Annotated in this window: 18 protein-coding genes and 1 pseudogene; 10 read left to right on the top strand and 9 right to left on the bottom strand. The window is 45.5% G+C overall.

Annotated features, from left to right (window positions below; all coding sequences use genetic code 11):
- Positions 1-183: 183 nt before the first annotated feature.
- The gene (locus C1S73_RS03270; RefSeq protein ID WP_038868624.1) at positions 184-1557 is read right to left on the bottom strand and encodes an L-cystine transporter; all 1374 of its coding nucleotides are present in this window, start codon (positions 1555-1557) and stop codon (positions 184-186) included.
- A gap of 189 nt (positions 1558-1746) precedes the next feature.
- Complete coding sequence (locus tag C1S73_RS03265; protein ID WP_038868623.1) at positions 1747-2442, bottom strand: NAD(P)H-binding protein; 696 nt, start codon at positions 2440-2442, stop codon at positions 1747-1749.
- Positions 2443-3115: 673 nt separating this feature from the next.
- Here C1S73_RS03265 and C1S73_RS03260 point away from each other — a divergent pair.
- From C1S73_RS03260 to btuD, 9 genes are all read left to right on the top strand, one after another.
- The gene (locus C1S73_RS03260; protein ID WP_038868622.1) at positions 3116-3727 is read left to right on the top strand and encodes a flavin reductase family protein; all 612 of its coding nucleotides are present in this window, start codon (positions 3116-3118) and stop codon (positions 3725-3727) included.
- 19 nt (positions 3728-3746) lie between these two features.
- Positions 3747-4790 carry a nicotinate-nucleotide--dimethylbenzimidazole phosphoribosyltransferase gene (cobT, locus tag C1S73_RS03255; RefSeq protein ID WP_081634767.1) on the top strand — a complete coding sequence of 348 codons (1044 nt, stop codon included), beginning with the start codon at positions 3747-3749 and terminating at the stop codon, positions 4788-4790.
- Complete coding sequence (locus tag C1S73_RS03250) at positions 4790-5596, top strand: adenosylcobinamide-GDP ribazoletransferase (protein ID WP_050566690.1); 807 nt, start codon at positions 4790-4792, stop codon at positions 5594-5596. Before cobT ends, C1S73_RS03250 begins: the two co-directional genes overlap by 1 nt.
- Positions 5593-6141, top strand: coding sequence for a bifunctional adenosylcobinamide kinase/adenosylcobinamide-phosphate guanylyltransferase (cobU, locus tag C1S73_RS03245; RefSeq protein ID WP_038868619.1), 549 nt, complete (start codon positions 5593-5595; stop codon positions 6139-6141). The genes C1S73_RS03250 and cobU overlap by 4 nt, the downstream gene beginning before the upstream one ends.
- Positions 6138-6752 (top strand): alpha-ribazole phosphatase, encoded by a 615-nt coding sequence (cobC, locus tag C1S73_RS03240; RefSeq protein WP_038868618.1) that lies wholly within the window; start codon positions 6138-6140, stop codon positions 6750-6752. The genes cobU and cobC overlap by 4 nt, the downstream gene beginning before the upstream one ends.
- 82 nt (positions 6753-6834) lie before the next feature.
- Positions 6835-8634: a M3 family oligoendopeptidase gene (locus C1S73_RS03235; RefSeq protein ID WP_038868617.1), complete on the top strand. Its 1800-nt coding sequence runs from the start codon at positions 6835-6837 to the stop codon at positions 8632-8634.
- Positions 8635-8872: 238 nt separating this feature from the next.
- Positions 8873-9901: a succinylglutamate desuccinylase gene (locus tag C1S73_RS03230; protein WP_005439838.1), complete on the top strand. Its 1029-nt coding sequence runs from the start codon at positions 8873-8875 to the stop codon at positions 9899-9901.
- A 102-nt stretch (positions 9902-10003) separates the two neighbouring features.
- On the top strand, positions 10004-10999 hold the full coding sequence (gene btuC / locus C1S73_RS03225; RefSeq protein ID WP_020197786.1) for a vitamin B12 ABC transporter permease BtuC: 996 nt from the start codon (positions 10004-10006) through the stop codon (positions 10997-10999).
- Positions 10986-11753 (top strand): vitamin B12 ABC transporter ATP-binding protein BtuD, encoded by a 768-nt coding sequence (gene btuD / locus C1S73_RS03220; protein WP_081634766.1) that lies wholly within the window; start codon positions 10986-10988, stop codon positions 11751-11753. Before btuC ends, btuD begins: the two co-directional genes overlap by 14 nt.
- Before the next feature lie 53 nt (positions 11754-11806).
- Here the strand turns inward: btuD and C1S73_RS03215 are convergent, their stop codons facing one another.
- The 4 genes and pseudogenes from C1S73_RS03215 to C1S73_RS03200 all read right to left on the bottom strand — a co-directional run bounded on the left by C1S73_RS03215 (position 11807) and on the right by C1S73_RS03200 (position 14926).
- Positions 11807-12130 (bottom strand): hypothetical protein, encoded by a 324-nt coding sequence (locus C1S73_RS03215; RefSeq protein WP_038868616.1) that lies wholly within the window; start codon positions 12128-12130, stop codon positions 11807-11809.
- A gap of 235 nt (positions 12131-12365) precedes the next feature.
- Positions 12366-12941 carry a nucleoside triphosphate pyrophosphohydrolase family protein gene (locus tag C1S73_RS03210; RefSeq protein WP_038868615.1) on the bottom strand — a complete coding sequence of 192 codons (576 nt, stop codon included), beginning with the start codon at positions 12939-12941 and terminating at the stop codon, positions 12366-12368.
- A gap of 108 nt (positions 12942-13049) precedes the next feature.
- Positions 13050-13631: a DUF1415 domain-containing protein gene (locus tag C1S73_RS03205; protein WP_005427978.1), complete on the bottom strand. Its 582-nt coding sequence runs from the start codon at positions 13629-13631 to the stop codon at positions 13050-13052.
- Between the two features lie 82 nt (positions 13632-13713).
- Positions 13714-14926: pseudogene (locus C1S73_RS03200) on the bottom strand (MFS transporter).
- Between the two features lie 112 nt (positions 14927-15038).
- On the opposite strand from C1S73_RS03200, the gene C1S73_RS03195 reads away from it, so the two are divergent.
- Complete coding sequence (locus C1S73_RS03195) at positions 15039-15908, top strand: LysR family transcriptional regulator (RefSeq protein WP_038868612.1); 870 nt, start codon at positions 15039-15041, stop codon at positions 15906-15908.
- A 79-nt stretch (positions 15909-15987) separates the two neighbouring features.
- On the opposite strand, the gene C1S73_RS03190 is transcribed toward C1S73_RS03195, so the two are convergent.
- The 3 genes from C1S73_RS03190 to C1S73_RS03180 form a co-directional block, all read right to left on the bottom strand.
- Positions 15988-16830, bottom strand: a complete 843-nt coding sequence (locus C1S73_RS03190) for an IS3 family transposase (protein ID WP_244179735.1) — start codon at positions 16828-16830, stop codon at positions 15988-15990.
- Complete coding sequence (locus tag C1S73_RS03185) at positions 16827-17336, bottom strand: helix-turn-helix domain-containing protein (protein WP_038873058.1); 510 nt, start codon at positions 17334-17336, stop codon at positions 16827-16829. The genes C1S73_RS03190 and C1S73_RS03185 overlap by 4 nt, the downstream gene beginning before the upstream one ends.
- Before the next feature lie 67 nt (positions 17337-17403).
- Complete coding sequence (locus C1S73_RS03180; RefSeq protein WP_038873279.1) at positions 17404-18423, bottom strand: FUSC family protein; 1020 nt, start codon at positions 18421-18423, stop codon at positions 17404-17406.
- Positions 18424-18532: the final 109 nt, after the last annotated feature.

Below are 18532 nucleotides of genomic sequence, written 5' to 3'. Positions count from 1 at the left end.
TGTTATATCATAACAAATGTTGCTAACAAACCTATTTGCCGTAAATCTTATTTAGACTCTAGTAAGTCTTTGAAAGAGGTTGGGGAGATTCGCCATGGTTTTATTTTAGCGAGCCTGAAAACCAAAAAAGCCGACGGGAAAACCATCGGCTTGATTATTTGAGTGGTTGAAACGGTGAGTGATCTACGCTTTTTGTTCTTCCAATCGTGTCTCTTTTTCAGAAGACTTCAATAGTCGACTAGTAATCGTACCTGCTGTCATCGCACCAGAAACATTAAGTGCAGTACGCGCCATATCAATTAGTGGTTCGATAGAGATAAGTAACGCGGCAATCGTTACTGGCAATCCCATTGCAGGGAGTACGATAAGTGCAGCAAACGTTGCGCCGCCGCCGACACCGGCAATGCCAAATGAGCTGATGGTGATAATCGCAATCAATGACAGAATGAAGTTAATTTCCAAAGGGTCAATGCCTACTGTCGGGGCAACCATCACGGCTAACATCGCAGGGTAGATACCAGCACAACCATTCTGACCTATTGTTGCGCCAAACGATGCCGAGAGGTTAGCAATTGCAGGTGGCACATTAAGCTTAGTGATTTGCGCTTCCACGTTCAGTGGAATCGTTGCCGCTGAACTGCGTGATGTAAATGCGAAAGTTAGTACTGGCCAAATCTTCTTAAAGTACTCTGTTGGGCTCACACCAACGAAAGACACTAGCAGTCCGTGTACAAGGAACATAAGCAAAATAGCAACGTACGATGCTACGATGAAACCCAACAAGTTAAAGATGTCACCAGCACTTGAGGTTGCGACCACTTTTGCCATTAATGCCGCGATACCGTAAGGCGTTAATGCCATGATCATCTTAACTAAACGCATCACGATAGACTGAGCGGCTTCAACGAAAGTACGAATAGGAGATTCCAATTCTTCTTTTTCTGCCATGACTTTTCGTGCGGCGATACCTACCAAAACACCAAAAATAACCACAGCAATGATAGAGGTCGAGCGTGACCCCGTTAGGTCAGCGAATGGGTTGGTTGGAATAAAGCTAATTAGCATTTGGGGAATAGTCAGGTCACTCACACTGCCTGCTCGGCTCTCTAATACAGCAATACGAGCGGTTTCGCGCGCACCCTCGGTCAAGCCCTCTACTGACAAGCCAAACGTTGAGGTGACAACAATACCGATAAGTGCAGCAATCGCGGTAGTTACTAATAAAACAGAAATCGTTAGGCCAGATATTTTGCCCAGTGAGCCGCCTTTCTCCAATTTGACTACCGCAGCAATCATAGAGACAAGTACTAATGGCATTATCACCATCTTCAACAGGCCAACATAACCACTGCCAACGATGCCAACCCACTCAAGCGTTTGAGCAATCACAGCGCTGCCCTCACCATGAATCAGTTGTAGAGCAAGACCGAAAAGTGAACCGGTAACCAGGCCTACCAGAACAAGACGAGATAGGGTGTTCTGTTTTTGTTGCTGGCTAAAAAGTAAGAATAGTATGGCGACAAACACCGCCAGAGAGGCAACCACTGAGAAATTCATAATTTGACCTTATCAATCAGCGCTAAATGCTGACTTTTTTTATATAGAGCTATAAACTGATGGCGTAAGATAACGCTCGGGATATAACTTTAAAAATGAAAAACAGGTATTAGATAGATCTAAAATGAATATAAATACGCGACGCACTTCTCGTTAATCATTGATTTAGAGCGAATTCCAACCAGGTTTCTAATCGTAGTGCTTTATGAGGTCGAGCATTTCTCTCCGGTGCAAATTAACGATAGGGTCTTGTTGATAGCTGAAAACTTGGTAAATCATCGCTTTGGCGACGTCTTGAGCTTGAATAGGCACAAAATTAGCCAGTTTTCCCAGCATAAGCGGACGAATTACTTTAGAAAGAGTCTGAACAACCTTCTCATCTGTACGAGGATTTTCTCGTTGCCCGACCAGAGGCCCTGGTCTTGCGAACACCACTTCTTCAAAGCCCATCTTTTCAATATTTTTTTCCATGTGGCCTTTGCAAGCAAGATAGTGGGATGATGAAGAGGCTTTTGCACCCAAACTCGATACGACTGCAAGTCGTTTTACGCCAATCAGCTTCATTTGCTGAGCCACTTTACACACCAACTCAACATCGATTTTCCTTAAACCGTCTTTACTGCCGGCTTGCTTCAATGTTGTACCAAGACAAATGAAACCAACACGAGGGGTCGGTTGTTGTTCGTACCAGTCATGAATGGTGAGTTCGGCATCGAGAAGTGGGATGATTTTATTATCAGGGTCGGCAATGTCAGTGAGGGCTCGTCGAGAAAGGGAATACAGAGTTTCGATGCTAGGCTGCGAGATCAGTTGATGGATGACTTCTCTACCAACCAACCCTGTTGCGCCAGCGATAATGACACATGTATTTGAATCGTTACTCATTGTATTCTTCCTCATAGAGAACAGTTGCTTAGGCTATTGTAGCTTAACTGTTCAGCCAAGCATTAGGCATGCTCTCAATGTTTGACGCACGACCCGTTTGCTCCCTCTTCGAACGAGGCAAATAAAAAGACCCGCGGGACAAACGGGTCTTTTTTATTAGGAGAATGATAAGGGTATGGATCGCCGAGGTTGGCGGGTTGGGTTAGGCTTGCCTCTCTTAGCGGGGCGACGACATTGATTGGCAAACATAATTTCTCGCTTTTTTGTTAGGGACGATTTCTTTAAAGCATCACACGTGCCAACTTTCAAAATACAGACGATGAGGCAATCAGCTCTCGCTTCATTTACGCCTATTTTTTGTTGGGTGATCTATTGGATAATTTTTATTTATCAATACCTTAAGTTGTTTGGTTAGACTGATTTTGACCATCGGACGTTATCAATTAGAGCGCTGAAAAATAAATGACTGAGACTGAGTTGGTTTAAGTTGAATGCTTTCCTTAGTGGAACAAGCTTGTTGAAATAACATTTTTATCAATATGACAGTCAAAATGACAACAATGCCAGTCAAAAAGAGAAAATTAGGTGAAATTGCACACAAGAGGCGTACACTTGTTGTCTTTAAAAAACGAGCCATTGGCTCATTCGAGACTTTTCAGACCAAGGACGTCGTATGAACATAGATCTCAGTACGCTTGCGCCAACGCAGGTGTACCATTTGATGACTCAAACTGTCATTCCTCGCCCAATCGCTTGGGTGCTCACAGACTCAGGTGAGAAAAACTTCAATCTCGCTCCATTCTCCTACTTTACTGCAGTCTCCAGCCCCCCACCTTTATTGATGATTTCTGTGGGGAAAAAGCCCAATGGTGACATCAAAGACACCACGCGAAATGCATTAGAGACAGGTAAGTTGGTTATCCATATTGCACCCAGCGATCTCGCGGATAAAGTCACTTTATCTTCTGCCACATTAGAACATGGGGAATCTGAACTGGAGACGACTCAACTTGAGACGGTTGATTTCCAAGGTTTCGAATTACCACGCTTAGAGGGCGCGCCAATTGCATTCGGCTGTAAGTTGCATGAAGTGATAGAGATGGGGGAGACACCACAAAGTTTGATCTTTGCAGAAATTGAACTCATTTATGTCGATGAACGGGTCATATCCATGGAAGGTGATCGTTTAAAAGTCGACGCTCTTGCGGTTGACCCATTAGCAAGGCTTGGTGGAAATGAGTACGCCACGTTAGAAAAAACTTTTTCTGTCGCTCGTCCAAAATAAAGCATAAGGAATCATCATCATGGATCGCTCTTTTGCCTCAGAAATTCAAGCTCGCATTGATAACAAAACCAAACCAGTAGGCGCTCTTGGTTTGCTCGAAAAAGTGGCGCTAGAACTGGCGTTAATTCAAAGCCAAGATAAGCCTCAAGCGGTTGAAATAATAGAAATTCGCAAACCAACCATGTTGGTATTCGCTGGTGATCACGGTATCGCCGAAGAAGGGGTGAGCATTGCGCCAAGCGCTGTGACTCAACAAATGGTGGCGAATTTTCTCGCTGGTGGCGCCGCCATTAACTGTTTCTGCGATCTCAACCAAATTGACTTTAAGGTCATTGATTGTGGCATGTTGTCACCGATCGATACCTTAGTTCCTGACTTTAAAAATCATCCCAACTTGATTGAGAAACGTCTGGGAAATGGCACGGCAAATTTTGCTAAGCAAACGGCGATGTCACTAGAACAAGTCGCGCTAGGTTTGGAATATGGTGCAAAGGTCGCGCAGCAGGCGATCCTTAATGGCTCGAACTTATTGATGTTTGGTGAGATGGGGATTGGCAATACCAGTTCGGCATCGGCACTGTTAACTGCGCTGAGTCCATTGGAAGTCGACCATTGTGTTGGCTATGGTACGGGTATTACTCAAGAGCAACTCAACCGCAAGATCAAGCTAGTTGCACAAGGTGTGAATCGCTGTCGTGACCTTGATACTAAAGGAGCGTTGGCTCAAGTTGGTGGGTTCGAAATCGTACAAATGGTTGGCGCATTCTTAGAAGTTAAACACCATAAAACGCCAGTCTTGGTCGATGGATTTATCGTCTCTGTAGCCGCTTATGTCGCGACTCTATTAGATGAAGAGACGCGAGATTACATGCTGTTTGCACATAATTCAGAAGAGAATGGGCACAAGTTTGTGCTGGAATGCCTACAAGCGGAGCCTCTCTTGGATCTTGGGTTGCGCTTGGGTGAAGGGACCGGAGCCGCACTTGCTTTGCCACTGGTAAAAGCGGCGGCTCAGTTTTACAACAACATGGCGAGCTTTGAGAGTGCGGGAGTGACAGTTTAGTGTCTGCTTCTGATAACACACTCCATTCAGAGACTCGTTCTTTGCGCTATCAGAGTGAGCTTTTCTTGCTCGCAATTAGCTTTTTTAGCCGTATACCTGTGCCCGCAGATTTACCTTACAGTGAAAAGCGCATGAACCAAGCAGGCCGATATTTTGCTTTGGTCGGTGTGTTGCTTGGGCTACTGTGCGCAGCTGTGTTTTCACTGGCAAGTTTATTGTTCCCAAACTCAGTTGCCATCGTGTTAACTATGGCTTTTAGCCTGTTGCTTACCGGCGCGTTCCATGAAGACGGTTTAACGGATATGGCGGATGGCATTGGCGGTGGTATGACGTTAGAGCGCCGCTTAACCATCATGAAAGACAGCCGCATCGGGACGTACGGAGCGGCAACGCTAGTGATGGCGCTGCTAGCGAAGTTTGTATTTTGGAGCGAGTTAGCCAATGAACCTCAATTTGGGCTGATGATTGTTGTGGCGTACACCGTGAGCCGAGCACTGGCTGCCACTCTCATATACGACATGCCTTACGTTAGTGACGCGGATACCTCGAAAAGCAAACCGTTAGCGAATAAACAATCGAGCTTAGAGGTCGCGATACTGCTCTTAACTGGTGGGGTTGTCGTGTTGTTATTTGGCGTGACTCAGGCTGCTGTGGTTGTATTGGTATTGGCACTGTTTCGTGTGGGCTTTAAACGCTGGCTGACCAAACGTATCGGCGGATTTACTGGCGATTGCCTTGGTGCCGCGCAGCAGCTTACAGAGTTGCTTGTTTATCTCACTCTTATCGCATTTAGTCATTCATTATGAAGCAACTTATTCTAGGTGGTGCGCGCTCAGGAAAATCGAGCTTAGCAGAGAGCAAGGCGCAACAGTGGGCAAAAAATAAAAACGGAACGCTTCACTATGTGGCGACGGCATTGCCTTTTGATGAGGAAATGAGGCAACGCATTGCTCATCATAAACTGCAGCGAGGGGCTGGGTGGATTGAACATGAATGTCCGCTTAACTTGCCTGAGCTCATTTGTGAGTTTTCGTCTCAAGATGTCGTGTTGGTTGACTGCCTTACGCTTTGGCTCAACAACAGGATCTTTGAACTCGGTGATGACTGCTGTAATGAGAGGTTAGAGGAACAAATTGAACGGTTGGTGAATGCGATAGCACAATCTGAAGCGACGCTGATTTTTGTCTCTAACGAAGTCGGGATGGGCATTGTGCCGCTCGGCGCTGTCAGTCGTTACTTTGTTGATAATGCGGGACGGATGAATCAAAAACTGGCGGCCGTATGTGAGCAAGTCACGTTTGTCGCTGCGGGCTTGCCACTTGAGCTCAAACCACAGGAAGGGAAGAGATGAAAACGCTGAATATCTATTTATTGCGACACGGGAAAGTGAACGCAGCCCCAGGTTTACACGGACAAGCCGATTTAAAAGTCGATGAAGAAGATCAACGCAAAATTGCTCAAGCCTGGCAACAAATGGGGCGAGAAGTCGAAGGGGTCATCAGCTCTCCTTTGTCACGTTGTCACGACCTTGCTGAGATACTTGCTGAGCAGCAACTTTTGCCTTTGATTGTGGAGCCACAACTTCAAGAGTTGGATTTTGGTGATTTCGACGGCATCCCATTTGACATGCTTTCTGAGCACTGGAATAAGCTTGACGCGTTTTGGAAAGCACCGGCACAACACACCTTACCGAATGCCGAGAGCTTGGATGATTTCTCTCATCGTGTAACTTGTGCTTGGTCTCAAATCATCAACGATATCAATGACAACTTGCTAATTGTCACGCATGGTGGCGTAATTAGAATGATTCTTGCCCATGTATTGGGTGTAGATTGGCGCAATCCGCGATGGTATTCGACATTAGCGATAGGAAATGCGTCAGTAACACATATAACAATTACCATCGATGATCAGATTTACGCCTCAGTTCGTTCGACAGGCGTACCACTATTTGAAAATTAGTCACGGAAGTAGCCAACGCTTGGATCTCGACCGAGCTTGAGAGAGAAAAGGGCTGGCTCGATTACATCAAAAGGAACCATAAATGACCGCTCCTAGCTGGGATTTATCCATCGTTTATAACGATCTCGCTGACCCACGAATTCAAGATGACATTGCCCTTGTAGAGCAATGCATTGACCTACTCAATAAACAGTCTGCTGATTGTAACTCTGTTGAAGTGATGCAAAACGCAATCTTAACCAGCGAGGCGGCAAGCCGTTTGGCTGGCACGATTGCGAACTTCGCTAACTGTTACGCGTCAGTGGATGCGACAAATGCAGAGGCGAAAGCACTGCTAGGTCGTATGACGCGTATCTTCTCCGAGCTTTCTCAAGCTTACAGTGCCTTTGAGCTTAAATTGACTCACGCTGATGAAGAGTTCATTACTCGCGTTTTGGATCATGAAAATCCAGACATTAATGGTCAGGCGTTTTCAATCCTGAACTCTCGCAAACTGGCTGACACACGCCTAAGCACCGAAGAAGAAAAGTTGTTAGCCGCAATGAGCGTGGATGGGAAATCGGCGTGGGGCAAGCTTTACAATAACCTTACAGGTTCATTAAAAGTTCAATTAGAACATGCGGATAGCGAGAGCGAAGAACTCGGCTTCTCCCAAGCGGCAAGTATTCTTTATGGCTCTGAATTTGATCGCCAAGAAGCTGCGTGGCGTGGTGTTCAAAAGGCGATGTCGACACACCAAGAGTCTTTTGCCTCTATCCTTAACGCGCTTTCAGGTTGGCGTTTAACAGAGAACAAAAAGCGTTCTACCAAACGTGATGTTCATTTCCTTGGTCCAAGCTTGCATGGCAGCCGAATCAAAGCGGAAACGTTGGATGCCATGATGAAAGTGGCTAAAGACAGCCGTGAAATTGGTCAAAAAGCCGGTTTGTTGATGGCGAAGGTACACGGCCTGGATGAGATGAAACCTTGGAATCATCTTGCTGCGATGCCTGCTTTGAGTGGCGAAGCGAAAGTTTATCCATTTGATGAAGCAATCGACGTCATTTGTGAAGCGTTCGAAACCGTGAATCCAGACATGTCCGAGTTTGTCCGCATGATGGTACAAAACGGCTGGATTGATGCCGCGCCTAATGCCAACAAACGCCTTGGTGCATACTGTACTAAGCTGCCGGCGACGCGTACGCCGCTTGTGTTTATGACTTGGAGTGGTAGCCGCTCAGACCTGATGACGCTTGCTCACGAGCTTGGTCATGCCTTCCACAACTGGGTGATTCGTGATTTGCCGCTTTGCCAAACTTACTACCCGATGACGTTGGCAGAAACAGCTTCAATTTTCGCTGAAAACATCGTTCGCGATCATCTGATTTCAAAAGCAGAAAGTGTGGATGATAAGCTCGAAATGCTGTGGGAAGAGCTCTCTTCGGCGTTAGCGCTGATGATCAATATTCCAGTTCGTTACGAATTCGAAAAAGCCTTCTACGAGCGTCGCCAAGAGGGCGAACTGACAGCAGATGACTTCTGTGAGTTGATGTCAGAAACGTGGAAAGATTGGTATGGCGATGTGATGAGCGAAGCCGATCCTTATTTCTGGGCGAGCAAGCTGCACTTCTCAATCTCTGGGGTGAGCTTCTACAACTACCCATATTTGTTCGGCTTCTTGTTCAGTAAAGGTATCTACGCTCAACGTGATGCTAAAGGGGAGCGTTTCTACGACGATTACGTAGATCTATTGCGCGACACTGGCAATATGATGGCTGAAGAGGTTGTCGAGAAGCATCTTTCAATGGATCTGACGCAACCCGAATTTTGGCAGCAGAGTGTGGAGCTAGTTCGTGACAAAGTAGACGAATTTGAACGTTTACTCGCACAACGTGGTGAATAAACGCTAAAAGTTGATCAAATCATAATGATCTTCTTTAGGGCTGTGGTAAAGTTCACAGCCCTAACACTTTGTAATTGTTTAAAAAATAAACGCCTCAATGCTTGATTTGAGTGCATGGCGCGAAAAGGTATGGGATTTTAAATAAATTTGGCGGCTTCTACTCATAAGTGGGATCGCAACAACAAAAATCCTTTGTACAATTTATTAACATACCCGCCGTGCTATTAAGGAGTAACGCATGACGAAGTCTCTCTTTCGCCAATCGTTTTTAACTGACACGTTAGATGTTCATATTGATGTCGCGCCAGCGGAGCAGGTGCTGTCTAATGGTGTAAAACTTAAACTCTATCAGCGTGGTGTGCTAGAAGTGATTCCTGACGAATACACTCAGGAAACCAAGAACGTCATCATCTCTTGTGGTGTCCACGGGGATGAAACCGCACCGATGGAGCTGGTGGATTCAATTATCAAAGACATCGAATCTGGCTTCCAGAAAGTCGAGGCTCGATGCTTATTCATTATCGCTCACCCAGAATCGACTCTGGCGCACACGCGATTTTTAGAAGAAAACCTTAACCGACTGTTTGATGAGAAAGAGCACGAGCCGACCAAAGAGCTCGCGATTGCTGATACTCTTAAATTGTTAGTCAGAGATTTCTATCAAGATACGGCAGCGGAAACACGCTGGCACTTAGATTTGCACTGTGCGATCCGTGATTCAAAGCACTACACCTTTGCGGTGAGTCCGAAAACGCGTCATCCTGTTCGTAGCAAAGCCTTGATTGATTTTCTCGACAGTGCACATATTGAAGCGGTTCTACTGTCTAACTCGCCAACCAGTACATTCAGCTGGTTCAGTGCAGAGAACTACGGCGCTCAAGCTTTGACGATGGAGCTTGGTCGAGTGGCTCGCATTGGTGAAAACGACTTAGACAAACTCACTGCGTTCGATTTGTCACTGCGTAACCTAATTGCAGAGGCGAAAGCGGAGCACTTGTCTAAACCATGTATCAAGTACCGTGTTAGTCGTACGATTGTGCGTTTGCACGAAGATTTCGACTTTATGTTTGATGACAACGTCGAGAACTTCACCTCATTCGTTCACGGCGAAGTGTTTGGTCACGATGGTGACAAACCGTTGATGGCGAAGAACGATAACGAAGCCGTTGTTTTCCCAAACCGCCACGTCGCGATTGGTCAACGCGCAGCATTAATGGTGTGTGAAGTGAAAACGCGCTACGAAGATGGCGAGTTAGTCTACGATTAATGCCATATCGCCTTAATTTCGGCGACTAAAGCGTAAGAACACATTTGCAATTTACCGAGGCTTAACTGTAAGGTTAAGCCTCGTTTGTATTTATCGGCTACTATGGATTTTCAACAACTTATCCTGAACAAGGAACGACGCTGGCAACGCAATCTTTTGATCATGTCAGTGATTCTCGTGCTGCTCTCTGCTATCCACTTGATGGTCGGAGAGGTATTCCTTTCTCCTTTTCAGTCTCTCTCTGCATTTGAACAAAAACTCTTGTTGGATTTACGCCTTCCACGTTTGGTTTCTGCCGCCATTATCGGGGCAGCATTGGCGGTCTCTGGTGCTACCTTACAAGTTCTGCTTGGCAACGTATTAGCCGAACCCGGCGTTCTCGGGATCTCCGGTGGCGCGAGCTTGGCAATGGTGCTAGTCATGTTTGCCTTGCCGGTTTTGCCTTCTCCAATGATCTTTATGTTGGCTGCCATTGCCGGTTCGATGTTGTTTACTGTTATTTTGGTTGGTATCGCTAGGGCAATGCATCTTACTACCGCACGGTTGCTGCTCGTCGGTGTAGCTCTGGGTATTTTGTCGAGCGCAATTGTGACGTGGGCATTCTACTTTAGCGATGACTTGAGCCTGCGTCAGTTAATGTATTGGCTAATGGGGAGCATTGGTGGAGCAAGTTGGTATCAGCACACGGTTACTTTGGTCATGCTACCTGTGCTAATTTGGCTATGTTGCAAGGGCAAACCGCTTGATAAGTTGATGCTAGGGGAAATCCATGCCACTCAACTAGGTATTGATGTTCATCAGATGCGCTGGAAACTCATTTTGGCAATCTCCGTACTTGTTGGTGGTTCCGTTGCGTTGGGTGGGATCATTAGCTTTGTGGGCTTAGTCGTGCCGCATCTGCTTCGATTAGCGTTTGGTACAGAAAACCGTTACCTGTTGCCTCTTTCTGCGATATCTGGCGCAGCCTTATTGGTGTTTGCGGATATCGGCGCGCGTTTGTTGCTTGATTCTGCAGAGCTGCCGCTGGGAGTGATGACCACTTCTATCGGCGCACCTATCTTCATTTGGATGCTGGTGAAAAGTCATGATGCACGTTAAGCACATCGCAGTGGGAAGTCGACTGCTACCGCTCTCCTTTGAATGTAAGCCGGGTGAGGTTGTCCATGTCGTGGGTCCAAACGGCTCCGGGAAAAGCACATTACTTGGCGCGATATCTGGCACCTTAACTCAGCGTGAAGGCGTGAGTGGGGAAGTGCTAGTCGAGAATAACGACTTGCTAGCAATGCCACTCTCAGAACAAGCATATATCCGTGGGTATCTGTGTCAGCAATCGAGGCCCGCATTCAATGTTGATGTCTTTCAATACTTAGCACTTTCATTGCCTACGGGTGCCAATATCAGCGACGCGAAAGTACGAGATGCCGTTAATATTGTTATTGAGCTAGTACAATTGCAAGACAAGCTTCATCGAAGCATTCAGACATTATCCGGCGGTGAATGGCAACGTGTCCGTCTAGCCGGGGTGTGTTTGCAAGTTTGGCGTACAATCAATCCTTATTCTCAGCTATTGATTTTGGACGAACCCGCAGCGCCACTCGATATCGCCCAAGAAGGACTGTTATATCAGCTCATTAATGCCGTTGCTGCGCAAGGCATCGGGGTGTTGGTCGCAAACCACGACCTAAACCGAACGCTTAAGCACGCTGATAAAGTCTTGCTGCTCAATAACGGCGTATTGCATTCTTCCGGTAACGCCGATGAAGTGCTATCAGAAGAAGGATTAGCTGAGGTGTTCCAAACTCAAGTTAAGAAGGTCTTAGTAGAAGAAAGGCCGTATTTAATTTTTGATTAGTATCTTAAAGAAATACAGAGCATCCAGATGCCAAGCGTTTATTTGTTGAAAGACTAAAACAGAGGCATCTGATGTGAATGGGATTTCTTGATATCTAATGGGTTATCGACACTCTGAAAGTACTCCACCCAAACTTTATTACTTCTCGGAAGCTCTCGTCGTAGGGCTTTCTTAACGTGTTTACGCGTACTGACCAAATCTCCTGTCATCGTTTGATTGTGATACCCCGTTTCAACAACTTGGAACTGGCTATCTGCTAGACAGTAAATTAGAAAACCGCGATCTCTTTTGTAAGTCTTAAACTCTACCGCTTCTTTAGGCCGCAATTCTTTGAGCTGTTTTTCGACTAACGACAACACCTGAGATATATGAATCATAGGTAATCCACGATATGCTAACTGAGATAAGGTTATCAGAGAGATAGACCTAAGAAATATCAATAAATACTGAACAGGTGTTTAGTGGCGTTAAAAGCATGGATTTAGCTTCATTGACCAGAGATTCAATGAAGCTTAACTTTTAAGTAATGAGGCTCTGAGCGGACATAAAAAAGCGCCCACAATATCGAGTATTGTGGGCGCTGAATTTTATCTGTAGTGCCTAATCGACGACTTACTGTGTAAGTAGCTTAAGGTCTGCAGGGCGGTAGTAAACCGATTTTAGAACCTTGCCTTTACGTACCGTTTTGCCTTCAGATACAAAATCTTCTGCGCATTTCGCAATGATGTATTCGCCTTTTTGAACCGCCATCAGCTTGATGCCTTGTTCAGCGTAGAACGCTTCTGTTTCTGCGTATTCTTGTTCGTTGCGACACACTTTGCTCATGTTGCTTGAGTGCACTTCGTCCCAGCAAGGAATAAAGTCGATACCACGGTTCACTGCTACGTTAAGCAGTAGATCGATCAAGTAGCTGATCGCTAGGTTATCTTCAACTTTGCTGTCACCAAGGTGCACTAGACGGCCCATTAGAACGTAAACGCTGTCAATGATTGCGTCTGCTTGCTCTGTTTTGCAATCCGCTTCCGCTAGTTCAGTAAGCTCTTCGATCGCAAGAGAAGTGTGTAGCGTATCTGCTTGTGCGTCTAGGCTTGCAACATCCGCCACTGGTAGGTCGAAAGTGCTACGGAACTCGGTGATGTCACGGTATAGGTGATCAAAAATCTCTTGGGTTAGCTTTGACAGTTGCATTCTAATGTCCATTGAATCGATTGAAGTCGCAATCATATCAAACCGATCTTTAATCCCCAAGCGATCCCATTCCAACTGGTTAGAATTCTGTCTCTTGGGGAGTGAGTTTTAACGGAATAGGTAAGGGAAGAGCTTCTTACGTTCTTCTTCTGAAAGCGCTGAGACACGTGCGATGTTAGTATCTGGAATGGACTCTGGATCAGGGTAGTGCTTAAGTACCTTTTCCATGCTCTCTTCACGGATCAAATGAAACACTGGGTATGGAGAGCGATTCGTCAGGTTTTCATCGTCTTCTGGTTCTGCACCGCCAAAGCAGTAATCAGGATGGAAGGTGGCAACTTGGAAAATGCCTTCCCAATCTTGCTGTTTGATCAAGCCTTCAACCCAATCAATGAAGAAGTTGTAATCCCAGAAATCTTGCAGCATGTTTGGAACCACAACCAAGGTTGTCTCCAGTTTTTCTGGCTCGGTATTGCTCAGTTCGATCAGCTGCAGCAAAATGTCTTCAAGTAGTGCTTCTTCTTGCGAGGCTTCACTCACGAAGATTTTGATTTGTTTATTGCGCTGTGGCTTAGCGGCGAACGGGCAAAGATTTAACCCGATCACGACATCATTGAGCCATTGATCGACTTGCTCTGTGATCGCATTGATATCGGTGTTTGATGATTCTTGTGTTGAGCGCGTTGGCATACGACTTTCTTGCTTTTATGAATGTGGCGCAAGCATAGCAGACCAACGCCACAACATAAAATCAATAGGGCTTAACGCTTTGTTAAGCCGTTATGTCTGCATTATCACCGGCGTCAGCTCGCTCTGTGATGTGTTTTAAGAATGCGATAGCAGCGAACATCGCGATGTACAGTGTGCTACCGCCGATGAGTACACTCGACCAACCGCCGTTTTGCCAGCAATAGAGCAATAGGAATCCACCTAAACTGCCGCCAATGTAGTAATGCACGAGATACAATGCGGTCGCCGTCGCTTTTGCTTGTGTCGCGTTTTGTCCAACCCAGCCGTAAGCAAGTGTGTGAGTGAAGAACGCGCCGAAGCTGATCAATAACAAACCTGTCAACATTGCAGCTATGCTTTCAATTACTGCGATCCACATGCCAGCCATACTGACGATAGAGCCTAAAAAACATGCCAAGTATCGGTGAAAAGCGTTTACTCCAATGTCCGGCACAACGGGAAGAAAACGTACCACCTAGGTAGCAAACAAATATGAGAGAAGCTAACCCGACAGGCACATTATGTGGCGCACTGACCAAGCGGAATCCCATTACCGAATAAAGATTAACGAACAACGCAAAGTTCAAACCGCCAATCAGCATGGCGAACCACACACGTTGATTTTTGAAGTGTCCGATAATAGCTTTATTGTGGTGCCTTAAACTGCTCGACGAAGGGGTAAAGTTTTTCTGTTTTGGTAGCAAGTAATGTACGCTAACCACGCCGATAAGGGTGAATAGCATCATGACTTCGATGGCGACGTCGATACTGAAGTTGTCTGCCAACAAACCTCCGCTGATACGCCCTGCGATCCCTCCCAATGAATTGGCTGCGATATAAGTACCGATCGCCATTGAAAATGCGTGTTTATCTAGCTCTTCCGCCATATAAGCAACGGCAACAGCTGCAAACGCGGCAAGCGCAACACCGATCAAAGCGCGACAAACCACTAAGAACAAAAACGAATCGCCAAGCAGCATTAATGCGGAGATAACAGGGATCGAAAACAGACCAAACATCATTACGGGTTTGCGCCCAATCGATTCAGAGAGCACAGCCATTGGGACCAAGCTAAAGGAGAGAGCCAGTGTGGTGGCGGCGAATAGCCAGTTGACCTGCGTTTCCGAGATCTGAAAGTGCGCCGCAAAGCTTGGCAACATCGGCTGGAGGAGATAAAGGTTTGAGAAAACCAAAAACGAGCCGAGTGCCAGAGATAGCGTAATGCGTTTGTATTCCGGAGTGCCGAAACTGACCATGAGTCCTGCCTAATGCGAGCGAGCAAATATAAAGAAACTGTGATCAATCTATCAGTTAGTTCTGGATTGAAAAAATATATTAAAAATATGGTTGGTATATATTTTTGATCTAATGGAATCGAAGCAACTCAAACACTTTTTAGCGGTCGCGGAACATGGCAACATCACTCATGCAGCCAAGGCTTTGCACATTGCTCAGCCAGCGTTAAGTATTTCAATTAAGAAGTTCGAACAGTCTCTTGGTGTGACGCTGTTTCGCCGAGAAGAAAAGAAAATCAGCTTAACCAAAGAAGGGGAAACCCTGTTGGTTCACGCTAAGCGAGTAATTCAGCAGTTACACGATGCGCAGTTAGCAATTGATGAACTCAAAGGTTTAGCCAAAGGGGAAGTGCGACTTGGTACGCCTTCAATGATGGGCAGCTATTTTTTCCCTCGAATTGTCATGGCGTTTAAGAGCCAGTATCCAGATTTAAAGCTGACGCTGGTGGAGGCGGGCACTCAGTCTATTCGTCGAATGTTACTTAATGGTCAACTTGATATTGGCGTGATCAGCTGTGACGATGTACCAGACGACTTAGAAACTGACCATTTGTTTACTAGCCAAATGGTTGCCGTCGTGGCTCCGGAACATGACTTAGCTCAGCGTAATGCCATCACATTTGATCAGTTTTTCGAGCATGATTTGGTGATGTTCCAACATGGCTACTTCCACCGAGAATTCTTAGACCACGTGAGTGAAGAGCATGGCTTTACGATGAAGTCCTCATTCGAAACCAACTTGCTGCCGCTCATTCTGAGTATCGTTAAACAAGAATTTGCTATTACCGCGCTTCTCGAATTGGTGACACAACACGAGCAGGGTGTAGTGGGTATTCCTTTTGAACCGAGCGTTAAGCTCGACCTTGCACTTGCGTGGCGAAAACAAGGCTATCTATCCATCGCCGACCGAACTTTTATTGATTTTGTGAAGCGGTATGTTTGATTCGTATCCAATTAAAACCGAACTATTCAATGAAAAGCCTCCCTTTAATGAAGTGACCCCGTAAAGTTGGACATTTCTGTTAAGCGGCTTTCAAGGCCTGAGTTCGATACTCTATCGGAGTTAGGCCTTTTAGCTTCACCTTTATACGTTTGGTATTGTAGTACTCGATGTATTCTTTAATTTGCTCTATCAGAGTATCTGCATCTTCAAAGCTCTGGTTGTGATACATCTCTGTTTTAAGTAAAGCAAAAAAGTTTTCTGCAACAGCATTATCCAAGCAGTTACCTCTTCTCGACATACTTTGTATTAACCCACTCTCTTCGATTTTTTGCTGATATTGTCGATGCCGATATTGCCAACCTTGATCGCTATGTATAATTGGCTTTGAGTTCGGTCTAAGCTGTGATATCGCTTCCGTCAACATATCAATGACAAGCGGCAAACAGGCATTTTTAGCTACTCTATAAGCAACCACCTCTTGAGTAAACAAGTCGACAACCGGAGACAAGTACACTTTCTGCTCTTTGACTTTGAACTCCGTAACGTCAGTTACCCACTTTTCATCTGGCTGGGACGCACTAAAATCTCTTTCAAGTATGTTGGGAGCTGTTCTTCCAGACTCACCTCGATATGAACGGTACTTTTTAATCCTGACCGTTGATTTAAGGTTTAGCTGAGCCATAAGCCTTTGAACCGTCTTGTGATTCAACATGAAGCCTCGCTTTTTTAGTTCCAAGTGAATACGGCGGTAGCCGTATCGCCCCTTATGCTCATGATAAATTGACTTTATCAACCGCAGTTCACTTTCGTAACTATCAGTACGCTTGCTTGCTTGAGCCTGATAATAAAAGACACTTTTCGCCAGTTGCAGAGTTTGCAACAGGTGCTTCAGTGGGTACTTACCTTTAAGAGTTAGAGCTATGACCGCTTTTTCTTTGTTCGACGGTTCTTTTCTTGCTCCAACTCTTCCAACTTTTTTAGAACAGCATTCTCAGTTCGTAAGTAGATCAACTCCTCTCTTAGCTCCTCAAGTGTCATTTCATTATCTGGTTTAGTGGTACGTTGAGGCTGCTGTTTCATTGAAGGTCTTCCTTTCTGGCGAATTTTGAGCCCTTTGATACCGAGCTCGTTAAATCTTTTGAGCCAGACAGATAGTATCCCAGGGGACGAGAGGTTAAATACTGCGCTAGTGTGCGAAAGAGACCAGTCATTCGTCCACATTAAATTTAATGCTTTTAGCTTTGTTTGAGCAGAAACAGCATGTTTAGTTGGTAAAAATGAAGCTGCACCATGGATAGCAAAAACTTGGGCCCAATACCGAATCTGTCTCGAAGAAACTGAATATTGCTTTTCTAAATAACTAGATGACGTACCATTTAAGCATTGTTTAGCAATGACACATTTTAGCTCGCGGCTATATTTGGACATAAAAAGACCCCCAATAATTAGTGTCCAACTATGGGGGGTCAGTTCATAATTGGGAGGCTTTTCTTTTTTATGCAGTTATCTCTTTCTCATTAAGTGGTATCAAAACCCCAAGAGCCACCATGGCAACTCCACCAATTACCGTGAAAAATATTCGCTGCGAAAAGATAAATTCAGCCATTTCCGGATTAAAAGGACCTACCGATACAGTAAGAATAAGCAGCATGATGCAAGCCGTGGCAATGGTGTAGCTGTGTTCGAGATACACAAGGATGCCGTAAAGCGAAGCGATGACCAAAACCCACATGGTTATTGTCATTGCCATGTCGGAGTTGAACGAGCCCAATAGCAATCCCACAGGCAAATAAACTAATGCGCCAAGCAAGGTTCCGTTCAAACGTTGCCAAGCTTTCGGTGCTAAATCTTTGTTGAACGGGCTGTGGATCATCATAAATAGGTAAGCACCTAAAACGGCTCCTGTGCCACCCCATATACCTAGCGACAGCACCAAGCCAATCCCTAGCGCTTTGCGGCTGGAGTACTTGAGATCAACACGACCAATTTTATGTGTGGTGTTCATCGAGCCATTCTGGGTGTTGGCGTTTGTCCAAACCAGCGTACTAGCAATGATCGCCACAGTGATGCCAAGCACAACCGATACTGAACGTTGAAGCATAAGTTCTGTGGCTGGGATATCTACTGGCATCATCATCGATAACAACATAAACGTCAGCGGCAGAATGTACTTTGGTACTCCTTGGTGGTGTTTATCGCGCTCTGTTATGACGAGTAAGAAGGCAAACAGCGCACTAGTAAAAGGCGCATAAGTGATAGGCACCATGGAAAGTGCTACCGCAACTAATGTCATGACCAAAGGATGAAGGCTACCTAGCAGGGTGTCTTTTGTCGTACTGAACTTGAGATTGTATAGGTAGTGGATGATTCCTACTTCCACCGCCACAAAAGCTTCTCCGACATCATAAAAATACGCGCTGATGATAAGCAGCACGATAGAAAGCAAAAACATGCGGTTGCCTAGCGCAAGGTAAGGCTTTGGCGGGATGAATTTTTGAGCGAGTGAATCGAGCATGGTGTATTTCCCATCCTTCAGTGAATAATAATATGAAAGGTATGAGATTACCAATTTGATGAAATATTCATTGCCAGTTTGCGACAATAGTGATGAAAGCTTGAGCAGC

The organism is Vibrio jasicida 090810c, assembly GCF_002887615.1.
Taxonomy (GTDB): Bacteria; Pseudomonadota; Gammaproteobacteria; order Enterobacterales; family Vibrionaceae; genus Vibrio; species Vibrio jasicida.
This window is presented reverse-complemented; position numbering and strand designations above follow the sequence as displayed.